A 23515-nucleotide genomic window follows, 5' to 3' on the forward strand; every position below is an offset into this window, starting at 1 on the left:
CCTCTGCGGCACCTCTGCTGTTCATTGGCCAGACCTTATCCGTTTCAGGAAGAGAGACACCCGTGCATATCTGGGTCGACGCAGACGCTTGTCCCGCCGTCATCAAGGACATCCTGTTCCGGGCGGCACAACGGTGGCAAATATCCTTGACCCTGGTGGCCAATCAGATGCTGCGCACGCCGCCCTCTCCGTTCATTCGCGCGGTGCAGGTCCCCCGTGGGTTCGATGTCGCCGATGCGCACATCGCCCAGCATGCCGAGGCGGGAGACCTGGTGATCACCGGCGATATCCCCCTGGCCGCCGATGTACTGGCGAAGGGAGCGCTGGCGCTCAATCCGAGAGGCGAGCGCTATTCGGACCAGACCATCCGCGAGCGCCTGGCCGTGCGAGACATGATGGAAGAACTGCGCGCCAGCGGCGTCGATACGGGAGGGCCGCCTTCGTTCAGCCAGTCCGACCGCAAGGCGTTCGCCAATCAGCTGGATACGCTGCTGGCCAGGCAGGCACGGATGAACAAGCCCTCCGCCTGATCTGCAAAGGCGTACATGGCGGCGCAAGGCCATCGAGGCCGTGCCGGAACCTCAGGGGGGCTTGCGACGGTCTGGTCGCCGGTGGCGGCATGGATGGCAGTGGGAGTCCTCGCGCGCAAGCCTTGATCCCCCGCAGGGCCATCCGCAAGACGAAGGCCGAAAGGGATATGATTGACCGCGCACGTCCCACCGCCCTGCAACCCGCGTTTCATGCGTTATCGACTTCCTCCCCTGAACGCTTTGCGGATCTTCGAAGCCGTGATGCGGCATGGCTCCATACGCCAGGCCGCGGGCGAGCTATGCCTGACGCCTCAGGCGGTCAGCCAGCAACTGAAGCATCTCGAATCCCATCTGGATCAGCAACTGTTCCACCGCGACGTCAGCAGCCTGAAGCCCACCGTGGCGGCGCAGACGTTCTATCTGCACGTGCGCGACGGATTGGACCGTTTTGCCGATGGTGTGCAGGCCGTGCAGGTCTCGCCCGAGACGCCGCATCTGTACCTGTACGTCAGTCCGTACTTTGCCACCGAATTCCTGGTGCCGCGTCTGGGGCTGTTCACCGCGTCGATGCCGGACCTGGACCTGCGCATGGCCGTGGGAGTCGAGCTGGTGGAGCTGGATTCGCAAGGGCTGGACGCCGCCATCCATTGGAATTACACCGCGCCGCCGGGATACGAAGAGACGCCGCTGCTGGATGACGTGAAGGTGCTGGTGGCCACGCCGGCGTTGCTGGAGCGGCTGCCGGTCGACGAACCGAAGGATCTGCTGCGGCACAACGTCATCTCGTCGCTGGTGGCCAATACTCTGTGGGAAGACACGTTGGACCTGCTGGGCGTGTCCGAGCGTCCCACGCAATCCGTCATGCGGCTGCACACGCACGCGGCCATGATGGAAGCGGTGCTGGCGGGCCTGGGAGTGGGGTTCCTTTCATATGCCGACGCCGTGCGTCTCGTGGCGGCGGGGCGGCTGGTGGCGCCGTTCGGCATGGACGTGCTGAAGAAGCTGCCTCGTGACCGCGTGCCACGATTCAGCCTGCTGGTGAAATCGAATCACCGCTATTCACCGGTGCTGCGGCAATTCACGCGATGGCTGTTGCACGATGTGTGCACCGAGCAGGTGAGCGGCTATCCTTCCACCTGCCGCATGGCGCCGGAAGGCGAGCATGAACCGGCGACCCTGCGCGCCAGCTAGCGGCGCATCCTCTCGTCTTGCCGCGGGACGAGCTGCCTTCGGCCCTGTCTGCGGGGTCTTCCGGCGGGTATTCAGGCTGCCGACAGAAGCATTGCAAATGCCAGGGTTGCCGCATGAATTCGACATGATCGGTCACCGATCAGGTGTTTCGAAGCCATTACAGGCGAAGAACTTGCGCGCGGGATGACGGCCTAATCCCTTACCTGCCGCGTCGCTCCGATGCGCAGGACAGACAAGGAGTCCGTCATGATCAGGACTATGATTCTGGTGATCGCCGTGGCCTGCACCATGAGCGGGTGTATCGTCGTTCCAGCCCGTCACTATGAGCCGGCGCCGGTGTACTACCACCCGCATTACTACCATTACTACTACGGCTATTGAGGCCGCCTCGCGCCTTCGGCGGCTGCCGGAGAAGCCTGCACGTGGACAGTCAGGAATCCATCATGCGTGAATTCAGCAGAACCAGAATATCGCTGTGTCTGGCTGTCATGCCGGTGATGTGCGCGGCGCTCGGGGTGAGCGGCGCGGCGCATGCGCAGAGCACGACGGTCACCACCGTGACCACGACGACGACGGGTCCGACGATCGGGCCGGATCCCGCCAACGCGAACCTGGCGCCGATCGAAACCAGCCCCGCGCCGCCGCCGTTGCTGCCGGTGTACGAGCAACCGCCCGTGCCCGGCCCGGGCTATATCTGGACCCCGGGTTACTGGGCCCTCAATGCCCGGGGCTTCTATTGGGTGCCCGGGGCCTGGCTGCTGGCGCCGTATACCGGCGCCTTGTGGACGCCCGGCTACTGGGGCTACGTGGATGGCTTCTATCGTTGGCATGCCGGCTATTGGGGACCGCACATCGGCTTCTATGGGGGGGTGAACTACGGCTTCGGCTATATCGGCACGGGATATGTCGGCGGATATTGGGATCGCGACGTGTTCCTGTACAACCGCGCCGTGACACATGTGGACGTGACGCGCGTCACCAACGTGTATGTGCGCAATGTGGATGTGTCCGTGGACAATCGCCGCATCAGCTACAACGGCGGACGCGGCGGCATGGATGCCCGGCCCAATCCGCATGAGCTGGCGGCCGCGCGCGAGCAGCACATGCCGCCCACGCGGATGCAGATCGAACACATGCGGGATTTCGGGCACGACAGGGCGCAGTTTGCCGGCCACGGCCGAGGCCCCGCGATGATGGCGATGCCGCGGCCGCTGCTGGCCGGCAGCGATCCTCGTGGCGGACCGGGCGGGCTGAACATGCGCCGTGACGGTCCCGCGCAGGGCGAGCGCAGAAGTCCGGCGATACATGCGCCGGGCGGCGTGCCCGTGGGCCCGCCCGCCGTGAATCCAGGCCCGCAGGGCTTTCCCGCGCAACGGGATGCCGGCCAGCAGCATCCAAACCGCGACGCGCGCGAGCAGCAGATGCGCCAGATGCCGGAGGCCCGGCCGCAATCCCAGCCGCGTCCGCAGCCACGGCAACAGCAGTATCCCCAGAACATGGCGGAGCATCCGCGTGCCGCGCCGGCTCGTGGGCCTGAGCGCGGCCCCGAGCGGGCAGCGCCTGAACAGCGAGGGGGTGATGACCGCAGGAACGGGGATCGCTGAGCTGCCCTGCGTGAAATGACTGCTATGGGCCGGCGTGCCGCTGTCACGCCATGATTGAAAGCGGGCGGCTCATGCGGCCCATGTCCGCCGGGCTGCCGGGGCCGCGCGTCATTCCGTCCGCGCCGCGTCTCCCGGCATCGGCAGGCCCGTGCGGTCCCGGCTGGACAGCAGCGCGGCGATCCCGGCGACGGCGCCGAACATCAGGTAGTACGCCGGCATGGTCGTATTGCCCGTGCGTTGGATGAGCCACGCGTTGAGCATTGGCGCCGTGCCCGCGAACAGGGCCACCGAGACGTTGTAGCTGACCGCCATGCCGGTGAAGCGCACCCGCGTATGGAACAGCGCCGGCACCGCGGCGAAGATGCAGCCCAGCAGCGCCGACAGGCACAGGTTCAGCAGCAGCAGCGACACGACCTTGACCGCATAGCTGCCTTCGGCCAGCAGGTGGAAGCACGGGATGGCCAGCACCAGCACGCCGATGCTGCCCGCCAGCATCGTCATCTTGCGCGAGATGCGGTCGGCCAGGATGCCCATGACGGGAATCATGGCGATCAAGAACAGCTGCGGGCCCAGCGACAGCAGAAAGCCGGCGGATTCCTTCATGGCCAGCGCGCTGGACAGGTAGGTGGGAATGTAGGTGGTCACCGTGTACAGCGTGATGTTGGTGACGATGATGAAGCCGCACGATTGAAGCAGTTCGGCGCGGTGGGTGGAGAACAGCTCGCTCCACGTGGCCGTGGGATGCGATTTCTTGCTTTCGCGCACCGCTTCGAAGGCCGGCGTCTCCTCCAGCTTGTCGCGGATGTACAGGCCGATGGCGCCCAGCGGCAGCGCCAGCAGGAAAGGAACGCGCCAGGCCCACTCGGTGATCTGTTCGGTGGTGAAGATGGCCGTGAGCACGGTGGTGATGGTCGCGCCAAATGCAAAGCCGCTGATGCAGCCGACCTCGATCCAGCTGGTGATGGCGGTGCGGCGCTTGTCCGAGCAGTACTCGGCCACGAAGATGGCCGCGCCGCTGCCTTCGCCGCCGGCCGAGATGCCTTGCAGCAGGCGCAGCAGCACCAGCAGGATGGGGGCGGCGACGCCAATGGTGGCGTATGACGGAATCAGGCCGATCGCGAAGGTGGCCACCGCCATCATCAGGATGGTGACGGTCAGCACGCGTTTGCGTCCGAAGCGGTCGCCGATGGGGCCGAAGATGGCGCCGCCGAAGGGGCGCGCGAAAAAGGCCACCGCGAAGGCCGCCAGCGAGGCGATCAACTGCATGCCGGGTTCGGTGGATGGAAAGAACACGCGGCCCAGCACGCTGGCCAGGTAGCCGTACACCGAGAACTCGAACCACTCGACGAAGCTGCCGACCACAGAGGCCAGCACCACCTTGTTCAATTCCTGCCTGCCGACCGTGCGCGGCGCGGCGGCCGTGGCACTGGCGTGCGCGCCAACCCCCGCGCGGTCGCGGTCCATGGCTGCCGTCGGTCGCATTGCATTGGTGCTCATCGTTCTTTACCCCCTGGATTATGTTCGTGCGGCGCCGGGTACTGCCCGGTACGGCTCAACGTTCAATCGAATGCATGCGGATAATCGCGCCGCGCCTGCTCCTCGGAGATGTAGCCGTAGCTGACGTCGCGCTTCACCAGTTCGGCGGGACGGTCGACGGCGCGGCCGTAGCCGCCGCCGCCAGGCAGGTCCAGCACCAGGCGCTTGCCTTCCGGAATGCGCTGCGTGCCCTTGGCCTGCATGACGGATCCATCGTCCATGCCGACCTTGCCGGCCGCGCCGTTGCCGCCGCCCAGGTGGCCGCGCGCCGGGAAGGCCACGCGGTCGAACATGGCGTTCAGCGAGAAGTGATAGCCCTCGTGCGCGCCGATCTCGATGCGCTGGCCCAGGCCGCCGCGCCAGCGTCCCGCGCCGCCGGAGTCGGGCCGCAGCTCCTTGCGCCAGATGACGATGGGCCCGATGCTTTCCGTGACCTCGGCGGACATGCTGTGCACGCCGCTGGGGAAGGCGGTGGCGCTCAGGCCATCGCTGGCCGGACGCGCGCCGGTGCCACCGGTGTTGAAGATCAGCATCTCATGGCGCGACTGGCCGTTGTCGGCGCGCGTGCCCTGGAACTTCATCTGCAGGTTCCACAGCGCGCTGGCGCCTTCGGCGGGGATCAGGTCGGGCTTGTAGCCTTGCAGCGCGCCCAGCACCACGTCGGGAAGCAGGTGGCCCAGTACGTGGCGCACGGCCACGGGCGAGGGGCGCGGCGCGTTCAGGATGCAGCCCTCGGGCGCGCTGATCTCGAACGGGCGCAGCGAGGCCCAGTTATTGGGGATGGAGGGCGCGATGGCGCACTTCAATGCATAGCAAGCGTAGGCCTTGGTGTAGGTCAGCGGCACGTTGATGCCGTAGCGGCTGGGGCCCGAGGTGCCGTCGAAGTCGGCATACAGCGTGCCGTCCTGCGACTTGATCTTCACGCGCAGGTCGATGGGCGACTCGTAGCCGTCCACGCGCATTTCGTAGGCGTTCTCGCCGGCGGGCAGGGCGGCGATGCGCTCGCGCGTGGCGCGTTCGCTGTGGTCGAAGATGAACCCGGCCAGCTCCTGCAGGTCGGCCAGGCCGAACTCGTCCATCATGGCTTCGAGGCGGCGGCGGCCCGTGTCGTTGCAGGCCACCAGCGAATGGAAGTCACCGATCACCTGATCCTGCTCGCGCACGTTGGTGCGCAGGATCTCGATCAGGTCCTCGTTCAGCTCGCCGGCCTTGTAGAACTTCATCAGCGGGATGCAGAGGCCTTCTTCATAGACCTCGGTGGCGTCGGGGCCGAATCCGCGGCCACCGATGTCGACGACGTGGGCGGTCGAGGCGAAGTAGGCGATCAGCCGCGGCGCCTGGTCCGTGGCCTGCGCGCGGAACACCGGCGTGACCATCGTGATGTCGTGCAGATGGCCGGTGCCCATCCAGGGGTCGTTGGTGACCAGCACGTCGCCGGGGGCGAGCTTGCCGCCGAACTTCCGCACGAAGTGGCCGACGGATTCGGCCATGGAGTTGACGTGGCCGGGCGTGCCGGTGACGGCCTGGGCGATCATGCGGCCGTGCGCGTCGAACACGCCGGCCGACAGGTCGCCGGCCTCGCGCACGCTGGTGCAGAAGGCGGTGCGCACCAGGGTGACGGCCTGTTCCTCGACGACCGCGATCAGGCGGTTCCACATGATCTGTTCGCGCACGCGGATGGTCGCGGCAGCATCGCCGGGCTGCCCCGAGGAGCTGCCGGCTCCCCCTTTGGGGGCAGCGGACGTAGAGCGCGCGGGGGGCGTTGTCATGTCAGGCTCCTTGGTTCTGTTTGCGTTGAATCAGCAGGCAGCCGTCCTGTTGCTGGATCAGGCTGTAGTCGGGGCTGACGTACGAGGAGGTCTCTTTCTCGGTGACGATCAGGGGGCCGTCCAGGCGCAGGTCGCGCGGCAGGCTGGCGCGGTCGTAGATGGCGCATTCCAGGAACCGGCCGCGCTTGGCGTCGAAGACGTCGCGGATGCCGATGGGCGGGCATTGCTGGCGCGTGGCCACGCCGCGGCCATTGTCGGCCTGGAGGCGTTCAGGAGCGGCGACGTCGCTGCGCAGCGACAGCGCCCAACTGACGACCTCGATGTCCAGGCCCTCGACGTCGTGGCCGAACAGTTGCGTATAGGCTTGCGTGAAGTTGGCGCGCAGGGTCCGCAGCGCGGCATCGTCGATCTCGCCGTCCGGCGCGTCGACGGGGATTTCCCAGCCCTGGCCGGCATAGCGCATGTAGGCGCGCAGTTCGCGCACGGTCTTGCCCCGATGGCCGGTCTGTTGCACGAAGCCCGCGACCTCTTCGTTCATCCCGGCGATCATGGTGTTGACCAGGGCGGCATCGAAGCGCGACAGGCGCATCACCGCGCTGCGCAGCGACTCGTAGCCGAAGGGGGCCTGCAGGAAGCCGATGGCCGAGCCCACGCCGGCCCCGGGCGGCACGATCAGGCGGTCGATGCCGAGCTTTTCGCACAGGCGGGCGGCGTGCAGGGGCGCGGCGCCGCCATAGGCGATCATGGTGAACTCGGTGAGGTCGCGGCCGTTCTCCACCGCGTGCATGCGCGCGGCGTTGGACATGTTCTCGTCCACCATCTCGGCCACGGCATAGGCGCCCTGCACGGACGTGCCCGCCAGCGGGTCGGCCACGTGGCGGCGCATGGCCGCCTGCGAGGCTTCGGTGTCCAGCGTGATGGAGCCGCCCGCGAAGCGGTGGGGGTCGAGCTTGGCCAGGATCAGGTCGGCATCGGTGACGGTGGGGTGCTGGCCGCCTCGGCCATAGCAGGCCGGCCCGGGTTCGGAGCCCGCGCTCTCGGGGCCGACGCGCACCTGCTTCAGGTCATCGACGTGGGCGATGGAACCGCCGCCCGCGCCGATCTCGACCATCTCGATCACGGGAATCGAAATGGGCATGCCGCTGCCCTTCTTGAAGCGGTAGGTGCGCGCCACCTCGAATGTGCGCGCGGTCTTGGGATGCAGGTCTTCGATCAGGCAGATCTTGGCGGTGGTGCCGCCCATGTCGAAGGACAGCGCGCGGTCGATGCCGTAGCGCGCGGCGACGTGGCTGGCATAGATGGCGCCGCCGGCCGGACCGGATTCGAGCAGGCGCACGGGGAATTCCGCGGCGCTGGCCAGCGACATCAGGCCGCCGCCGGAGTGGATCATGTACAGCGGGCAGCGCATGCCTTCCGCGGCCAAGGCATCGGCCAGCCGGTTCAGGTACGAGGACATCAGCGGCTTCACGTAGGCATTGGCGCATACGGTGTTGAAGCGCTCGAACTCGCGGATCTGCGGCGAGACCTCGCAGGAGATCGACACGGATACGCCGGGCAGGGCGCTGCGCAGGCGGTCGCGCACGGCGCGTTCGTGGGCGCCATTGCGGTAGCTGTGCAGCAGGCCCACGGCCACGCTGGTGAAGCCGCCTTCGCGGATGGCGTGGATGATGCGGTCCAGGCCGGCGGTGTCCAGCGGCACCAGCTCGTTGCCGCCGGCGTCCAGGCGGCCTTCGAGCGGAAAACGGTCGCTGCGCGGGATCAGCGGAGGCGGCAACTGGATGGCCAGGTCGTATTGCTCGAAGCGGCCTTCGTGGCGCATCTCGATCACATCGCGAAAGCCTTCGCTGGTGATGAAGGCGGTCTTGGCGCCGCGCCGTTCGATCAGGGCGTTGGTGGCCAGCGTGGTGCCGTGCACCACCGAGCCGATGACGGACGGCGCGATGCCGGCTTCCTCGGCGGCCAGTTTCAGGCCCTGCACGATGGCGCGTTCGGGTTTCTGGTAATCGGTCAGGACCTTGGCGGTGTACAAGCGCCCTTCATATTCCAGCGCGATATCGGTGAACGTGCCGCCGATATCCGCGCCGGCCCTGCATGCGGACTGCGAAGCTGTCATGGTGTGCCGTGCCTGATGGAGTCTGGGTGGCTGGCGCGGTGCCCGGCATGGGGCGCCACGCGTCCACGGGCAAGGCAATCATGGGCCGCCGCGCAGGGGCTGACAAACAAGTATTGCGTGGCCCGGGGCAAGGCTGGCTGGTCCGGCAATTACCCTGACAGGGTTAACCGCGGGGCATGGAGTGCGGAGCGCGCCGGCAGGAGGCGCTCATGCGTGGAACGTGCCGGCGCCTGGGCAGGCTTCCCGGAGGCGGGGAGCCGTAACGGCGTGAACAAGCTGGCCTTGCTCGAGCGGGTGAGGCGCCTGGAAGCAAGCGGCCCGCGTCACGATGCGCGGGCTCGCAGGGATTGCAAGAGGGAGCGGCCGCCGCGGCGTGCCGCAGGCCTCGTCAGGTCAGGGCTTGGGCGCTTGCCCGTTGCCAGAGGGGGCGGCAGGGGGGCTCGCCGGCTTTTCCTGCTGCTCCTTGCGCTGCACGTCCTGCTGGGTAGCCTCGTTGTTGTTCGACTGCTGCGGCTTGCCCTCGACCTTGGACGCGGGCGCCATGCGGTCGCCGGGGTCCTTGCTGGTGTTTTGCATATTCTGCCCACTGGGGCCGCCATTCTGGACGGGTTCGGGCATATGGCGCTCGGGCGGAGTGGACTGATGCGGGGTTTCCTGCGCGGTGGCGAAGGTGGCGGCGGCCAGCGCCAGGGCGGTCACCACGGGAATGGCATTGCGCACGGAACGGTACAGGGTCGTGGGGCGGGAACTCATGTGGAAGCTCCATTCTGGTTATGGGCGTTCAGCCATCAGCAAGCCGCGTGCCTGGGGTTCGGGCGCGACGAACCAAGATGGCTGCCCGCTGGCGTCATCGGCGGCGCGTTCAGCGCACGCCGAACCATCGCCGCGCGCTGAACGCGGCCACGATGCTGCCTGCCGCGCATACCACCAGGTAGAAGCCGGTCGGATAGAGCAGTTCGCTTCGATTCAGGTTTTCCACGAGGTACGGAGCCAGGCTGCCGAAGATCAGCGCGGTCAGTGAATAGGCCAGCGAGATGCCCAGCCCGCGCACGGGCGTGGGAAACAGGTCGGCCAGGAAGCCGGGCAGGGCGCCCAGGTAGCACGCCAGCACGAAGCTGAAGACGAACTCCGCCAGCAGCAGGGAGCCGGCCGTGCCTGCGCTCATCAGGAACAGGTGCATCGGGTAGATCAGCAAGGCCATCGCCGCGATGGAGGCCGCCATGACGGGCACCCGGCCAATCCGATCGGCCAGTGCACCCATGCAGGGACCGGTGACCAGCATGGCAGCGCCGGTGACGAGCGCGGAGAGGAACGAATGGCTCATGGGCAGGGCCATGTCCATTCTGGCCGCAATGGGCATCATCATGGCGACGTGGGCGCCCGCCGTGGCAGCCAGTACCGCGCCGCAGCCCAGCAGCATGCGCATGCCATGGCGCATGAACAGGTCGAGGAAGGGCCGGGTGGGCGGCTCCTGGTTGAGGAACGCCGGCGTTTCCTCGCACTGGTCATGCAGGTACCAGGCGACCAGCGCCAGCATGAGGCCGAAGCCGACGGTGATGCGCCAGCCCGATTCCTGCATGGCTTCCTCGGGCATCGCGAACGACAGGAACCCGCCCAGCACGCCCGCAAGCAGCGTGGCGACACCCTGGCCGGCGATCTGCCAACTGGTGAACAGCCCGCGATACGTCCTGGTGAGTTCGGCGGTATAGGCGATGCCGCAGCCGACCTGGCCGCCTTGCGCGAAACTGTGCAGCAGCAGGCCCGCGGCGATGCCGATGGGCGCCGTCATGCCGATCTGGTCATAGGTGGGCATGACGACGATCAGCGCGGTGCCCAGCGCCATCAGGCCGAAGCACAGGGCCAGTGCGGGCCGGCGGCCGGCGCGGTCGGCGATCAGGCCCAGCATCAAGGCGCCGAACGGACGCACCAGCATCGTGGCCGACAGCAGGGCGATCATGTAGTTCGCCGCCTCGTCGGATGAGGCGAAGGGGACGAACAACTGCGAGAGCACCGGCGCGAACAGGCCGTAGATGAGGACGTTGTACCAACCCAGCGTGCTGCCCAGCGAGGCGGTGACCATGGCCAGCCATTGCTGGGGCGTGGTGTCGTCGCGGGGACGGACGGAGGCGGGGCTGCGGCGCGCCGGGTTCGATGCGGTCATGAAAACGGAGGTCCGGAAGGGCGCGCGGCGCGGTTACGGGGGGCTGTTCATGCTGCGAAGCGAAGGCATCTTAGAGGCTTTTGCCGGGAGGGCCTGTGCCGTCATGCTCGTTCTGGTAACGAAGCTTGACGCCAGCCAGGTCAGACGCCCAGATGCTGCGCCAGCGTGGCCGGGTCCGTATTGGTGCCGCACAGCAGCACGCCCACGCGCTTGCCGGCCAGTTCGGCTTTCAAGGGCCCCACCAGCCCGGCCGTCGCGGTGGCGCAGGCCGGTTCCACGGCCAGCTTCAACTGATCGAACAGCAGCCGCATCGAGGCGCGGATCTCGTCGTCGCTGACCTTCACCAGGCGGTCGACGTTGCGGCGGCACAGGTTGTAGCCGTACTGCTCGGTGTGCGGCGCCATCAGGCTGTCGGCGATGCTCTGCATGGCGCCCATCTTGATCGGGCCGCCGGCCAGGAAGCTGCGGTGCATGGCGTCCGCGCCCTCGGGCTCCACGCCGTACACCTGGCAGGCCGGCGCGATCAGCTTCACCGCGGTGGCGATGCCGGAGATCAATCCGCCGCCGCCGATGGGCACGATGACCGCATCCAGGGCGCCGGCCTGTTCCAGCCATTCCTGGCCCAGCGTGGCGGTGCCCAGCACGGTGCGGTAGCCGTTGAAGGGATGCACGAAGTAGCGGCCTTCCTCGGCCTCGATCCGGCGTACCGTGTCGAACGCGGCCTGGCCGTTCTCGGCCAGCACCACCTCGGCGCCGTACTGATGGCACAGCGCCACGCGCGCCGGGCTGGCGGTCTTGATCATGACGACCTTGGCCGATACGCCCAATCGCATCGCCGCATAGGCCACCGCCACGGCATGGTTGCCCGCGGACACGCAGGTCACGCCTGCCGCGCGGCCGGTATCGTCCAGCGCCAGGATGTTCGAGAAAGCGCCGCGCGCCTTGAAGGTGCCGCTGGCCTGCAGCAGCTCGAACTTGAAGTTCAGCCGCGTGCCGGGCATGGGCTCGAAGTCGTCCCGCTCCAGCACGGGCGTGGTCCGCACCCAGGGTTGCAGTCGCGCGCGCGTTGCCGTGATGGCCGCGAGGTCGGGTTGGGTGGTGGTGTCGTAAGGCGAGGTCATGGGTACAACAACTCCGATTGGGGTCAACGCAGGCCCAGCTTGCCGCGCACGCCGATCAGGGCGGCGATGCTGATCACGGCGGCGAAGATCAGGTAGAAGCTGGGCGCGTAGGGATTGCCGGTGGTGGAGATCAGCCAGGTAATGATGAAGGGTGCGAAGCCGCCGAAGACCGTGACGGCAATACTGTAGGCCAGCGACATGCCCGTGGTGCGGGTGCGCGTGGGAAACAGGTCGCTCAGCAGCGCGGGCAGCGCGCCGAAATAGCCCGACAGCAAGATGCCGATGACGATCTGCACCGCGATCATGGTGCCGAACGTGGGCGACTGCGCCAGCATGTGCAACAGCGGATAGATCACCACGCCGAACAGCACCGCCGACACCAGCATGATGCCGGTGCGCCCATGCTTGTCCGACCAGTGGCCCACCAGCGGCGCGCAGATGAACTGCACGATGCCGGTGACCAGCGTGGCGGCGAAGGCCGCCGATTGCGGGATCTTCAGCGTCTTCACCGCATAGGTCGGCATGTACAGCACCAGGTACGTGGCCACCGTGCCCAGCACCACGGTACCGATGGCCAGCAGCAGGCGCAGGCGGTTCTGCGAGAACGTGTCGGCCAGCGGCGTCTCGTTGGGGCCTGCCGCCAGGAAGTCGGGGGTCTCGTCGATGCGGGTGCGGATGTAATAGGCCACCGGCCCGATCAGGAGGCCGAAGAAGAACGGGACGCGCCACCCCCAGCTTTGCAGTTGCTCGGGCGTCAGGTACTGCGTGAGGCCGGCGCCGAAGCCCGCGGCCAGCAGCGTGGTCAGGCCCTGGCTGGCCACCTGCCAACTGGCGAAGAAGCCGCGGCGGTTGGGCGTGTGCTCGGCGAGGAACGCCGTGGCGCTGCCGAACTCGCCGCCCGCCGAGAAGCCCTGGATCATGCGCGCGATGACGATGCCGGCGGGCGCCCACAGGCCGATGGCGTCGTAGGTGGGCATGACGGCGATCAGCAGCGTGCCCAGCATCATCAGCACGATGGACAAGGTCAGCGTGGCGCGCCGGCCGACGCGGTCGGCATACACGCCCAGCACCAGCGCGCCCAGCGGCCGCATGAAGAACGAGACGCCGAAGGTGCCCAGCGTCAGCAGCAGCGAGATAGTGTCGTCGCCCGTCGGAAAGAACAGCCTGGAGATGGTGACGGCGAAAAAGCCGTAGACCACCAGGTCGAACCATTCCAGCGCATTGCCGACCGAGGCGGACGCGATGATGCGTGTTGAGGAGGGCGGCTTGCGGCCGCAGGCCGTGAGGGTGGCGGTGTTCATGTGATTATTGTTTCCCCGAGGGAGCGCGTGCGGCTAGGGCTGCGCCAGGTTGTCGATGACTTTGTCCAGGAACGCCGCGCACTGCGCGATCTGGTCCAGCGCGACGAATTCGTTGGGCCGGTGCGCCTGTTGGATGTCGCCCGGGCCGCAGATCACCGATGGAATGCCGGCGCGCTGGAACTGGCCGGCTTCGGTGCCGTAGGCCACCTTGCGCGTGTCGCGGTCGGACGTCAGCGCGCGCACCAGTTGCGTGATGGCGGCCTGCTCGGCGGCGTCCAGCGAGGGGGCGCCGGCCAGTGCTTCCAGTTCGATGGCGGCGGTGCCGTGTTCGGCGCGCATGCGCGGCAGCAGTTCGTTGTTGGCGTAGTCCTGGATGCGGCTGAAGAAGCGTTGCGGATCGGCGCCCGGCAGGTTGCGGTGCTCGAACTCGAACTGGCACAGCGCGGGAATGGTATTGACGGCGATGCCGCCCTGGATGGTGCCGACCTGCGCGGTGCTGAAGGGCACGTCGAAAGCCTGGTCGAAGGGGCCGTCGCGCCGCATCTGGTCGGCCAGGTCGCGGATGAAGCAGATCAGCCGCGCGGCGTATTCGATGGCGTTCAGGCCGCGCGGCGTCAGCGACGAATGCGCCGCCTGGCCGCGCACGCAGCAGCGCCATACGTTGATGCCCTTGTGCGCCACGATCACGCGCATCGACGTCGGTTCGCCCACGATGCAGCCCTCGGGTTGCAGGCCGCGCGCCTTGAGGTCGGCCAGCATCACGGGGGCGCCCAGGCAGCCCAGTTCTTCGTCGTACGACAGCGCGAAATGCACGGGCTTGGACAAGCGCGTGGCGGTGAGACGTGGCACCAACGACAACGCGGTGCCGATGAAGCCCTTCATGTCGCAGGTGCCGCGGCCGTAGAGCTTGCCGTCCTGGACCCGAGGGGTGAACGGATCGTGGTCCCATTGCTGGCCGTCCACCGGCACGGTGTCGGTGTGGCCGGACAGCACGATGCCGCCCTGCACGTTGCCGTCGGCCGCGGGCACGGTGGCGTACAGGTTGGCCTTGGCGCCGCTGTCGTCGTGGCTCAGATGGCAGGCGATGCCGGCGCGGCGCAGGTCGTCGCGCACCATCTCGATCAGGCCCAGGTTGGAGTTCCGGCTGGTGGTGTCGATGGACACCAGGCGCCGGATCCAGGCGACGGCGGCGTCGGCGGGGGGGCTTGCCGGGGCGGCGTTCATGCCGCGCTCCTGATCTGCGCGACGGCCTCGATCTCGACCAGCGCGCCGGGCAGCATCAGGTCGGCGCGCACGGTCGACCGCGTGGGCAGCGTGGCGTTGCCGAAGAACTCGCCATACGCCTGGTCGAAGGCGCGGAAGTCTTCCACGCGGGTCAACCACGCGGTGGTCTTGACGATGTCGGCGCGCGACAGGCCCACGCCGGCCAGGTGCCGTTCCAGGTGTTCCAGGCAGGTGCGGGTCTGCGCGGCCACGCCGTCGCCGACGATGCGAAAGCCTTCGCCGAAGGCCATCTGGCCCGAGACGAACACCAGGGAGCCCGCGCGGCGGGTCAGCGAAAACTTCGGAAGCGGGATGTCGGTCATGGCGGGCTGCGGCGCTGAAGGGAATGGTCGATCCAGCATAGTCACGCGCCGGCACGCGCGCTTCTGAGCGGACGGCGGATTCGTTTGCGTGACGGGCAGGCGATGCTGCATGGCCGCATGATTGCGGGTTTACCCGCGAGTGATGGCGCGGCAGCCGCCGTGTGCTTGACGCTGGCGAAAGCCTGCCGCTAACGTCTTCGGCATGATCCCAGACGCCTCCAGTGCCGCACAGCATCCCGTGATGGGCAGCGGGCTGCACGCCTGCGTGCCGCATTCGTTCGAAGTGACGGATATCGCCGTCACGGGCTCGGCCCGCTTCATTGCCTCGCGGCCGGTGGGGGCGGGCATGCAGGGCTACCGGGACACGCTGGTGTTCGGCACGGGCCTGTCGGCCAGTTGGGCGGAGGTGGCGCGGCCCAGGGATATCGAGGAGCATTACGACTGCAGCGGCGCGCTGAAGATCCATCTGCGCCTGGCGGGCGAGTCCGCCATCACCGATGGGCGCGAGCCGGTGCACGCCATCGGCGCGGGGTCGTGCAGCGCGTTGTTGCAGCCTTGCGGGGCGCGCAAGATCGAGGTGTTCCGCGCCAGCGACCGCGAGCGGTCCGTCACCATCTCGTGCACGCGCGACTATCTTTTGCACGAATTGGGCCTGGATGCGGGACGGTATGGCGGCGCGCTGGCGCGCTATCTGGCGGGCGGGCCCGATCCCTTCGCGTTGTTCCACGCCAGCCTGTCGCTGGGCCTGCGGCAGGCGGCGCAGAGCTTCTTCGAGACGATGGATGACCGCGTGCAGCGGCGGCTGCGATTGCAGTCCAGCACGCAGGATGTGCTGCGGCATTTCTTCGCGCTGATGCGCGATGCCGACGAGCCGGTGTGTCCGCCGCGACCGCGTGACCGCGCCATCGCCGAACGCGTGGCGCGGCGCCTGGCCGACGATCTGCGCGAGCCGCCCAGCCTGCGGGAACTGGCGGATCAGTCGGGCGTCAGCGTGTCCAAGCTGGCGCGCGCCTTCAAGGCCGTGCAAGGCGTGACCCTGTCGGAATATCTGCTGGCCGCGCGCATGCGCCATGCGATGGCGCTGATACGCCAGGCCCGCCTGCCGGTGACGCAGGTGGCGCTGGAGGTGGGCTACGACCATGCCGGCAATTTCTCCACCGCGTTCCGCCGGCACTACGGCATGTCGCCGCGGGATGCGGCGCGCGGCTGAGCGCTCTCTTCATCGAACGAAAAAAAAGCGCCTCGCGCCTGTGATCGGCGCGCGGCGCTTTCAACGATGCGGGATCAGTGCTGCGCGGCCTTGAACGCCAGGCGGTACTGATGCAGCAGCGGCTCGGTGTAGCCGTTGGGCTGCGCCAGGCCTTCGAACACCAGCGCGCTGGCGGCGCGATAGGCGATGGAGGCGTCGAAGTCCGGCGCCATCGCGCGGTAGTGCGGGTCGTTGGCGTTCTGCCGGTCGACCACGGCGGCCATGCGCTGGAAGGTCTTCTCGACCTGCTCGCGGGTGGCGATGCCGTGGCGCAGCCAGTTGGCGATGTGCTGGCTGGAGATGCGCAGCGTGGCGCGGTCTTCCATCAGGCCCACGTTGTTGATGTCGGGCACCTTCGAGCAGCCCACGCCCTGGTCGATCCAGCGCACCACATAGCCCAGGATGCCCTGCGCGTTGTTGTCCAGCTCGCGCTGGATGTCGTCGGCGGACCAGTCGGACGGATTGCCCACCGGCACCGCCAGCAGGCCGGACAGCAGCTCGTCGCGCACGTCATCCAGTCGGGTCTTCTCCAGTTCCTGCTGGACGGCCTGCACGTCGACCTGGTGGTAGTGCAGCGCGTGCAGCGTGGCGGCGGTGGGCGAGGGCACCCAGGCGGTGTTGGCGCCGGACTTGGGATGGCCGATCTTCTGTTCCAGCATCGCGGCCATCAGGTCGGGCATGGCCCACATGCCCTTGCCGATCTGGGCGCGGCCGCGCAGGCCGCAATCCAGGCCGACCAGCACGTTGTTGCGTTCGTAGGCGGTGATCCAGGCGCTGGACTTCATGTCGCCCTTGCGCATCATCGGGCCGGCCTCCATGGACGAGTGCATCTCGTCGCCGGTGCGGTCCAGGAAGCCGGTGTTGATGAAGGCCACACGCTCGGCGGCGGCGGCGATGCAGGCCTTCAGGTTGACGCTGGTGCGGCGTTCCTCATCCATGATGCCCATCTTCAGCGTGTTGCGCGGCAGCTTCAGCAGGTCTTCGACGCGCGAGAACAGTTCGCTGGCGAAGGCCACTTCGGCCGGGCCGTGCATCTTGGGCTTGACGATGTACACCGAGCCGCTGCGCGAGTTGCGGCGCGCCTGCAGGTCGTGCAGCGCGGCCAGCGAGGTGACCACGGCGTCCAGGATGCCTTCGGGCAGTTCGCGGCCATCGCGGTCCAGCACGGCCGGGTTGGTCATCAGGTGGCCGACGTTGCGCACGAACATCAGCGAGCGGCCGTGCAGCGTCAGCGTGCCGCCGGCGGGCGCCTGGTATTCGCGGTCGGCGTTCAGGCGGCGCGTGAAGGTCTTGCCGCCCTTGCTGACCTCCTCGGCCAGGTCGCCCTTCATCAGGCCCAGCCAGTTGCGGTAGACCAGCACCTTGTCGTCGGCGTCGACGGCGGCGACCGAGTCTTCGCAGTCCATGATGGTGGTCAGCGCGGCTTCCAGCAGCACGTCCTTGACGCCGGCGGCGTCCGTGGCGCCGATGGAATGCTGGCGGTCGATCTGGATCTCGAAGTGCAGGCCGTTGTTCTTCAGCAGCAGGGCGTCGGGCGATTGCGCATCGCCCTGGTAACCCGCGAACTGCGACGGGTTTTTCAGGCCCGTGGACTGGCCGTTCTTCAGGGCCACGGACAGCTTGCCGTCCTGCACGGCGTACGAGGCGGCGTCGGTGTGCGAACCCTGTGCCAGCGGGGCGGCGCCATCGAGGAAGGCGCGGGCGCGCGCGATGACGGCCTGGCCGCGCTGGGCGTTGTAGCCATGGCCGGCGGCCAGATCGCCTTCCTGCGGGATGACGTCGGTGCCGTACAGGGCGTCGTACAGGCTGCCCCAGCGGGCGTTGGCGGCGTTCAGCGCGTAGCGCGCGTTGGACACGGGCACCACCAGCTGCGGACCGGCCTGCTGGGCGATTTCGGTATCGACGTTCTGCGTGCCGGCCTGCACCGAGGCGGGCTGCGGCTGCACGTAGCCGATGGTTTCCAGGAACTTGCGGTAGGCGCCGGCATCGGCGATGCGGCCCGGACGGGCGCGGTGCCATTCGTCCAGCTTCTGCTGCAGCAGGTCGCGCTGGGCCAGCAGGTCACGGTTGCGCGGCGCCAGGTCGTGCGCCAGCTGGGCGAATCCCTGCCAGAAGGCGGCGCTGTCCAGCCCGGTGCCGGGCAGGGCTTCGTCTTCGATGAAGCGGTACAGGACGGTCGCCACTTGCAGGCCGTGTTGCGGGGTGCGGTCGGTCATGGATGTCTCGAAGGCTGGGGGGCGGGAGTGAGCCGGCCCCGTGAACGGGAATGTGCGTCGCAGTGGAGCCGGGCGCCGCGCGGGGATCGCGCGGTGCGCTCTCGTTATGGCAGCCATGATGGCCTTGGCCGGGCCTCGATGTCCATAGTTCCGGCAACTGGTCATACCAGTTTATGAGGGCCGCCCGTCGCGCGGAGTCGGATTTCGTGCTTTGATTTCAATAAGTTGGCATGTCTGGCCTGGTTTGTCGGTCCGATGGACGAACCGCGGTCATACCAGTGTGGTCTGCCCGCGGGCCAGACCGGCACGGGCAAGGAGAAGAACATGGATATGGAAGTGGCCGGCCGGCCCCGCCCCGTGGCGGACGAGGTGGCCGAACGCATCGAACGGCTGATCTTGGACGGTGTGCTCAAGGCCGGGCAGGCGCTGCCGTCGGAGCGCCGCCTGACCGAGAAGCTGGCCGTGTCGCGCAGCGCACTGCGCGAAGGGCTGCGGCTGCTGCGCGCGCGCGGCATCATCCATACCGCGCAGGGCAAGGGCTCGTACGTGGCGCAGATCTCGCAGGTGGACGCGGGGCCGCTGGTGCACCTGTTCAATTCGCAGCCGCGCACGCTGTACGACCTGCTGGAGGTGCGTTCGCTGCTGGAAGGCGAATCGGCGCGCCTGGCTGCGCTGCGTGGCACGGACGCCGACTTCATCTTGATCCGGCGGCGCTACGAGGAAATGGTGGCCGCGCATGGGCAGGACACGGACATCGCCACGCATGCCCACCTGGACCATGCCTTCCACCTGGCGATCTGCGAGGCCTCGCACAATGCGGTGCTGGTGCACACGCTGCAATCGCTGACCGATCTGCTGCTGGGGTCGGTGTTCGCCTGTGTGAACAACCTGTACCACCGCGCGCCGCACAAGCGCCAGATCGACAGCCAGCACGCGCGCCTGTACAAGGCCGTGGTGGGCCGCCTGCCCGACCAGGCGCACAAGGCCGCCACCGAGCACGTGGACGGCGTGCGGCAAAGTCTTGCCGAGATCGAGCAGGAAGAGCAGCGCCTGGTGCGCGCGACGCTGCGGCTGGAGGGGTGGGCCTGAAGCCTGGTCCGACAGGCCTGGGGCAGCCCCTTGGCCGGGAAACCGGGCCACCGCTTAGATCAACGTCCCCGCCAGCGCCGCCGCCACCAGGATCACGCCCACCCACAGGTTGGCGCGGAACAGCATGAAATTGCGGTCCGGGCGCTGCAGGTTGAAGATGGCCAGTTGCCATCCCAGGTGCGCCGCCAGCGCCAGCATGCCCACGTAATAGCCCCAGCCCAGGTCCATGGCGTAGCCGCCCCAGGTCCACAGCGCCAGCGTGGCCACGTAGAAACCGCCGATCCACAGCTTGCCCTGGTCCGCGAAGCGCATGGCGGTGGAGCGCAGCCCCAGGCTGCGGTCGTCGCGCACGTCGACATACGCATAGATGCTGTCGTAGCCGATCTGCCACAGCACGGCGCCCAGCCACATGGCGATGGCGGCCAGCGGCACGATGTGCTGCGTGTCGGACCAGGCCATCAGCATGCCCCAGTTGAAGCAGATGCCCAGCACGGCCTGCGGCCAGTAGGTGATGCGCTTGCAGAAGGGATAGATGAAGACGAAGGGCAGCACCGCCACGGCCAGCCAGCGGCTCATGCCGTTGATGAAGAACAGCAGCGACGCGCACACCAGCAATTGCGCCACCAGGAAGACGATGGCCTGCTTCATGGAGATCTGGCCGCTGGTCAGCGGGCGGAAGCGCGTGCGTTCGACGTGCTTGTCGATGTCGCGGTCCCACATGTCGTTGACGGTGCAGCCGATGCCGCGCATCAGCAGCGCGCCCAGCGAAAACACGATGAGCCGGCCCAGGTCGGGCAGGCCGCCCGCCGCCTGGATCAGCGCGGCGATGCAGGGCAGGAGCGTCAGCCAGGTGCCGATGGGCCGGTCCATGCGGCACAGGCGCATGTAGGGGCGCCACGCGCGCGGCAGCCAGCGCTCTACCCAGTCGTTGAGGACGATGTCGTTGAGGTCGGGGGTGGTGGACTGCTGCACGCTCGATCGAATTCGCAAAAGGATGCGCGGCCGCGCGCGCCGGGGGGCGCGGGCGGCCGCCAGGGACGCCGCGGCGTCAGGCCTGCTGCTTGATCAACTGGCCCAATACGGCGATGCCGGCCCGGATCTTGTCCTCGGGCACCGTGGCGAAGCTCAGGCGCAGTGTATTGCGGCTGGGCGTTCCGGCATAGAAGGGGGCGCCGGGCACGAAGGCGACGTTCTGGGCGATGGCCTGCCCCAGCAGCTGCTGGCTGTCGATGTGGGCGGGCAGCGTCACCCACAGGAACATGCCGCCCTCGGGGCGCGTCCAGTTGGCCTGCGCCGGGAACTCGCGCTGGACGGCGTCCAGCATGGCGTTGCCCTGCGCGCGGTAGATTTCGCGCACGGCGGGCAGGTGCCGGGCCAGGAAGCCTTCCTTGATGATGTCGTGGACGGCCATCTGCGTGAGCGTGGGCGTGTGCAGGTCGGTGGCCTGCTTGGCCTGCACCAGCTTGTCGATGATGGCGCGCGGGGCGGCGATGTAGCCCAGCCGCAGGCCCGGCGCCAGTACCTTGGAGAAGCTGCCCAGGCGGATGACGGTGGCGCCGCATTGGCCGCCCAGGGCCAGCAGGCCGGGTTGGGGCTCGCCGGCATAGCGCAGTTCGCCGTAGGGATCGTCCTCGACCAGGGGCAGGCCCAGGCGCGCGGCCTGCTGCACCAGCGCCTGGCGGCGCGCCAGGTTCAGCGTGCGGCCGGTCGGGTTCTGGAAGTTGGGCAGGGCGTACAGGAAGCGGCCGCCCTCGGCCAGCTCGGGGGTCAGGGCCTCGGGGAGCAGGCCGCCATCGTCGGTGGCGACGGGGACGAAGCGCGGCTGGTACAGGCTGAACGACTGCAGCGCGCCCAGATAGGTGGGGTCCTCGACCAGCACCTTGCTGCCGCGGTCGATCAGCACCTTGCCCAGCAGGTCCAGCGCCTGCTGCGAGCCCGAGACGATCAGGACCTGGTCGGGCGTGACGCCGCCGGCGCCCTGGCGGTTCAGGTCCTGCGCCACCCATTCGCGCAGCGGGGCGTAGCCTTCGGTGGGGCCGTACTGCAGGGCGGCGCGGCCGTTGGTGGACAGTACCCGGTCGAATGCCGCGCGGACCACCTCTACCGGAAAGCCTGCCGGCGAGGGCAGGCCCCCGGCGAACGAAATGACCTCGGGGCGCTCGGTGACCTTGAGGATTTCGCGGATGGCGGAACTGGTGAGCTGGTTGGCGCGTTCGGAGAACACGCACGCGGGTTCGAAAGGCTTGTCCATGGTTGTGCCTGGGGAGGGAAAAAGATCGCGTTGTGCAGAAATTGCGCAACCATTCTCCCACAAGGCCCGGCGCCATCCCGGGGCCGGGGCCGGTGCACCGCGTGCGGTTTCGGCCGGTACAGTTGCGCGGCGGCCACGCCGGGCCGGTGCAATTCCGCTAGAATCGCCCGATGTTCGCCGCCACCGCCATTTCCGCCGACGCCAAGCCGCAGCTCTATGCAGAGCTGGCGTCGCAGATGCGCGGGCTGCTGGACGGCGAGCACGACCTGATCGCCAACGCGGCCAATTTCAGCGCGCTGGTGTGGCAGGCGGTGCCCGACATCAACTGGTCGGGCTTCTACCTGTTCGACGGCGCCGAACTGGTGCTGGGCCCCTTCCAGGGCAAGCCCGCCTGCGTGCGCATCGCGCTGTCGCGTGGCGTGTGCGGTGCCGCCGCCCGCACGCGCCAGACGCAGGTGGTGCCGGACGTGCACGAATTCCCCGGCCACATCGCCTGCGACGCCGCCTCGCGCTCCGAGATCGTCGTGCCGCTGGTGCTCGGCGGCGAACTGATAGGCGTCTGGGACGTCGACAGCCCCGTTCCGGGCCGTTTCGACGACGCCGACCGCCAGGGCATGGAAGCCCTGTGCGCGATTTTCATCGATAGCCTGGGCACGGCAGCCGCCGGCCTGAAAGCCAAAAAACAGCAGCTCATCTGACCGGAGCTCGCTGTTCCGTCGGATGGGCGACGGAACAGCGGCGAAGGCGCCGGGGGCTGGTTGGGCGCGCGACTCCACTTCATTCACGAGCATATCCGCACGGTACGACGACGGTCTGTATCGCAAGGAGTGTTCATGTCTACGCAAACGCAGGTGTCTTTCCAGGGTGTCTGGATTCCGCTGGTCACGCCTTTCCGTGATGGCATGCCCGACGCTGCCGCCCTGCGCCGCCTGGTGCGGCATTACGTGGGGCAAGGGGTGTCGGGTTTCGTGGTGTGCGGCAGCACGGGCGAGGCCGCGGCGCTGGAGGAGGACGAGCAACTGTTCGTGCTCGACGCCACGCTGGAGGCCGCCGCCGGCCTGCCGGTGGTGATGGGCTTGAGCGGCGCCAGCCAGCCGCGCCTGCTGCGCCGGCTGGCGGCGCTGCGCGAGCGGCCCATCGCCGGGGTGCTGTCGGCCGCACCCGCCTATGTGCGGCCCGGCCAGGCCGGCGCCATGGCGCATTTCCTGGCGCTGGCCGATACGGCGCACGTGCCGCTGGTGCTGTACGACATTCCGTACCGCACGGGCACCACGCTGGACACCGGCACGCTGCTGGCGCTGGCCGAGCACCCGAACATCGCGGCGATCAAGGACTGCGGCGGCTCGCTGGACAAGACGCTGGCGCTGATCTCGCATGGCGGCCTGCAGGTGCTGGCCGGGGAGGACATGCAGGCCTTCGGCACGGTGGCGCTGGGCGGCGCGGGCCTGATCGCCGCGGCGGCGCACGTACGCGCCGATCTCCACGTGGCCATGTTCCAGGCCCTGCGGGCGCAACGGCTGGAGGTGGCGCGGCGGATCTGCCTGGCGCTCGCGCCGATGATCCGCCTGCTGTATGCCGAACCCAATCCCGCGCCGCTGAAGTCCCTGCTGTGCCGCCAGGGTTTCATGCGCGACGAGCTGCGGGCGCCCATGATGCGGGCGGCCCCGGCGCTGGGATCGCAACTGGAGGCGGCGGCGGCCGAGCTGGACCGGCTGTATCCGCCCACGGCATGAGGAGGACATGCCGGGAAACCGGTGTGCCGGGACAGGGCCATGCCCGCCACGGGGCGGCCGCCGGC

General features: G+C 68.3%; 20 protein-coding genes. 8 read left to right on the forward strand and 12 right to left on the reverse strand.

Annotation, left to right across the window (positions count from 1 at the left end; genetic code table 11):
• Window positions 1–62: 62 nt before the first annotated feature.
• The 4 genes from A6745_RS06330 (at window position 63) to A6745_RS06340 (ending at window position 3325) form a co-directional block, all read left to right on the forward strand.
• Window positions 63–530, forward strand: coding sequence for a YaiI/YqxD family protein (locus A6745_RS06330; RefSeq protein WP_066124831.1), 468 nt, complete (start codon window positions 63–65; stop codon window positions 528–530).
• A 210-nt stretch (window positions 531–740) separates the two neighbouring features.
• On the forward strand, window positions 741–1721 hold the full coding sequence (locus tag A6745_RS06335; RefSeq protein WP_082852919.1) for a LysR substrate-binding domain-containing protein: 981 nt from the start codon (window positions 741–743) through the stop codon (window positions 1719–1721).
• 246 nt (window positions 1722–1967) lie between these two features.
• Window positions 1968–2102: a hypothetical protein gene (locus A6745_RS29520; RefSeq protein WP_269148886.1), complete on the forward strand. Its 135-nt coding sequence runs from the start codon at window positions 1968–1970 to the stop codon at window positions 2100–2102.
• A gap of 62 nt (window positions 2103–2164) precedes the next feature.
• On the forward strand, window positions 2165–3325 hold the full coding sequence (locus A6745_RS06340; protein WP_231885921.1) for a YXWGXW repeat-containing protein: 1161 nt from the start codon (window positions 2165–2167) through the stop codon (window positions 3323–3325).
• Between the two features lie 108 nt (window positions 3326–3433).
• Here A6745_RS06340 and A6745_RS06345 read toward each other — a convergent pair whose 3' ends face one another.
• The 9 genes from A6745_RS06345 to A6745_RS06385 form a co-directional block, all read right to left on the reverse strand.
• Window positions 3434–4822: an MFS transporter gene (locus tag A6745_RS06345; protein WP_082852920.1), complete on the reverse strand. Its 1389-nt coding sequence runs from the start codon at window positions 4820–4822 to the stop codon at window positions 3434–3436.
• A gap of 62 nt (window positions 4823–4884) precedes the next feature.
• Window positions 4885–6630 carry a hydantoinase B/oxoprolinase family protein gene (locus A6745_RS06350; protein WP_082852921.1) on the reverse strand — a complete coding sequence of 582 codons (1746 nt, stop codon included), beginning with the start codon at window positions 6628–6630 and terminating at the stop codon, window positions 4885–4887.
• Between the two features lies 1 nt (window position 6631).
• Window positions 6632–8743, reverse strand: coding sequence for a hydantoinase/oxoprolinase family protein (locus tag A6745_RS06355; RefSeq protein WP_066124838.1), 2112 nt, complete (start codon window positions 8741–8743; stop codon window positions 6632–6634).
• Between the two features lie 393 nt (window positions 8744–9136).
• Window positions 9137–9496 (reverse strand): hypothetical protein, encoded by a 360-nt coding sequence (locus A6745_RS06360; protein ID WP_066124840.1) that lies wholly within the window; start codon window positions 9494–9496, stop codon window positions 9137–9139.
• Between the two features lie 109 nt (window positions 9497–9605).
• On the reverse strand, window positions 9606–10904 hold the full coding sequence (locus A6745_RS06365) for an MFS transporter (protein WP_066124842.1): 1299 nt from the start codon (window positions 10902–10904) through the stop codon (window positions 9606–9608).
• A gap of 140 nt (window positions 10905–11044) precedes the next feature.
• The gene (locus A6745_RS06370) at window positions 11045–12025 is read right to left on the reverse strand and encodes a threonine/serine dehydratase (protein WP_066124846.1); all 981 of its coding nucleotides are present in this window, start codon (window positions 12023–12025) and stop codon (window positions 11045–11047) included.
• Window positions 12026–12048: 23 nt separating this feature from the next.
• On the reverse strand, window positions 12049–13326 hold the full coding sequence (locus tag A6745_RS06375) for an MFS transporter (protein ID WP_066124848.1): 1278 nt from the start codon (window positions 13324–13326) through the stop codon (window positions 12049–12051).
• 33 nt (window positions 13327–13359) lie between these two features.
• The gene (gene argE / locus A6745_RS06380; protein WP_066124850.1) at window positions 13360–14550 is read right to left on the reverse strand and encodes an acetylornithine deacetylase; all 1191 of its coding nucleotides are present in this window, start codon (window positions 14548–14550) and stop codon (window positions 13360–13362) included.
• Entirely contained in the window at window positions 14547–14912 is a 366-nt protein-coding gene (locus A6745_RS06385; RefSeq protein WP_066124852.1) for a RidA family protein, read from the reverse strand. Before A6745_RS06385 ends, argE begins: the two co-directional genes overlap by 4 nt.
• Before the next feature lie 202 nt (window positions 14913–15114).
• On the opposite strand from A6745_RS06385, the gene A6745_RS06390 reads away from it, so the two are divergent.
• On the forward strand, window positions 15115–16122 hold the full coding sequence (locus tag A6745_RS06390; RefSeq protein ID WP_082852922.1) for a helix-turn-helix transcriptional regulator: 1008 nt from the start codon (window positions 15115–15117) through the stop codon (window positions 16120–16122).
• A 74-nt stretch (window positions 16123–16196) separates the two neighbouring features.
• Here A6745_RS06390 and A6745_RS06395 read toward each other — a convergent pair whose 3' ends face one another.
• Window positions 16197–18377, reverse strand: coding sequence for a malate synthase G (locus A6745_RS06395; RefSeq protein ID WP_066124856.1), 2181 nt, complete (start codon window positions 18375–18377; stop codon window positions 16197–16199).
• A 324-nt stretch (window positions 18378–18701) separates the two neighbouring features.
• Here A6745_RS06395 and glcC point away from each other — a divergent pair, with 324 nt between their 5' ends.
• The gene (glcC, locus tag A6745_RS06400; RefSeq protein WP_066125810.1) at window positions 18702–19466 is read left to right on the forward strand and encodes a transcriptional regulator GlcC; all 765 of its coding nucleotides are present in this window, start codon (window positions 18702–18704) and stop codon (window positions 19464–19466) included.
• A gap of 54 nt (window positions 19467–19520) precedes the next feature.
• Here glcC and ubiA read toward each other — a convergent pair whose 3' ends face one another.
• Together ubiA and A6745_RS06410 are read right to left on the reverse strand one after the other, a co-directional pair.
• On the reverse strand, window positions 19521–20438 hold the full coding sequence (gene ubiA, locus A6745_RS06405) for a 4-hydroxybenzoate octaprenyltransferase (protein WP_066124857.1): 918 nt from the start codon (window positions 20436–20438) through the stop codon (window positions 19521–19523).
• A gap of 76 nt (window positions 20439–20514) precedes the next feature.
• The gene (locus tag A6745_RS06410) at window positions 20515–21717 is read right to left on the reverse strand and encodes an aminotransferase-like domain-containing protein (protein WP_066124860.1); all 1203 of its coding nucleotides are present in this window, start codon (window positions 21715–21717) and stop codon (window positions 20515–20517) included.
• A gap of 170 nt (window positions 21718–21887) precedes the next feature.
• Here A6745_RS06410 and A6745_RS06415 point away from each other — a divergent pair, with 170 nt between their 5' ends.
• Both A6745_RS06415 and dapA read left to right on the forward strand, forming a co-directional pair.
• On the forward strand, window positions 21888–22415 hold the full coding sequence (locus A6745_RS06415; protein ID WP_066124862.1) for a GAF domain-containing protein: 528 nt from the start codon (window positions 21888–21890) through the stop codon (window positions 22413–22415).
• Between the two features lie 135 nt (window positions 22416–22550).
• Window positions 22551–23450: a 4-hydroxy-tetrahydrodipicolinate synthase gene (gene dapA, locus A6745_RS06420; protein ID WP_066124863.1), complete on the forward strand. Its 900-nt coding sequence runs from the start codon at window positions 22551–22553 to the stop codon at window positions 23448–23450.
• The last annotated feature ends 65 nt before the right edge of the window (window positions 23451–23515 follow it).

This window comes from Bordetella ansorpii, assembly GCF_900078705.1.
Lineage (GTDB): Bacteria > Pseudomonadota > Gammaproteobacteria > Burkholderiales > Burkholderiaceae_B > Bordetella > Bordetella ansorpii_A.

Coding starts and splice junctions, on each gene's coding strand:
- A6745_RS29520 (WP_269148886.1), top strand. CDS start 1,968: ATGATCAGGACTATGATTCTGGTGATCGCCGTGGCCTGCACCATGAGC.
- A6745_RS06375 (WP_066124848.1), bottom strand. CDS start 13,326: ATGAACACCGCCACCCTCACGGCCTGCGGCCGCAAGCCGCCCTCCTCA.
- A6745_RS06335 (WP_082852919.1), top strand. CDS start 741: ATGCGTTATCGACTTCCTCCCCTGAACGCTTTGCGGATCTTCGAAGCC.
- A6745_RS06360 (WP_066124840.1), bottom strand. CDS start 9,496: ATGAGTTCCCGCCCCACGACCCTGTACCGTTCCGTGCGCAATGCCATT.
- A6745_RS06345 (WP_082852920.1), bottom strand. CDS start 4,822: ATGAGCACCAATGCAATGCGACCGACGGCAGCCATGGACCGCGACCGC.
- A6745_RS06410 (WP_066124860.1), bottom strand. CDS start 21,717: ATGGACAAGCCTTTCGAACCCGCGTGCGTGTTCTCCGAACGCGCCAAC.
- glcC (WP_066125810.1), top strand. CDS start 18,702: ATGGATATGGAAGTGGCCGGCCGGCCCCGCCCCGTGGCGGACGAGGTG.
- A6745_RS06370 (WP_066124846.1), bottom strand. CDS start 12,025: ATGACCTCGCCTTACGACACCACCACCCAACCCGACCTCGCGGCCATC.
- A6745_RS06340 (WP_231885921.1), top strand. CDS start 2,165: ATGCGTGAATTCAGCAGAACCAGAATATCGCTGTGTCTGGCTGTCATG.
- A6745_RS06355 (WP_066124838.1), bottom strand. CDS start 8,743: ATGACAGCTTCGCAGTCCGCATGCAGGGCCGGCGCGGATATCGGCGGC.
- A6745_RS06395 (WP_066124856.1), bottom strand. CDS start 18,377: ATGACCGACCGCACCCCGCAACACGGCCTGCAAGTGGCGACCGTCCTG.
- A6745_RS06390 (WP_082852922.1), top strand. CDS start 15,115: ATGATCCCAGACGCCTCCAGTGCCGCACAGCATCCCGTGATGGGCAGC.
- A6745_RS06415 (WP_066124862.1), top strand. CDS start 21,888: ATGTTCGCCGCCACCGCCATTTCCGCCGACGCCAAGCCGCAGCTCTAT.
- argE (WP_066124850.1), bottom strand. CDS start 14,550: ATGAACGCCGCCCCGGCAAGCCCCCCCGCCGACGCCGCCGTCGCCTGG.
- A6745_RS06385 (WP_066124852.1), bottom strand. CDS start 14,912: ATGACCGACATCCCGCTTCCGAAGTTTTCGCTGACCCGCCGCGCGGGC.
- A6745_RS06365 (WP_066124842.1), bottom strand. CDS start 10,904: ATGACCGCATCGAACCCGGCGCGCCGCAGCCCCGCCTCCGTCCGTCCC.
- A6745_RS06350 (WP_082852921.1), bottom strand. CDS start 6,630: ATGACAACGCCCCCCGCGCGCTCTACGTCCGCTGCCCCCAAAGGGGGA.
- dapA (WP_066124863.1), top strand. CDS start 22,551: ATGTCTACGCAAACGCAGGTGTCTTTCCAGGGTGTCTGGATTCCGCTG.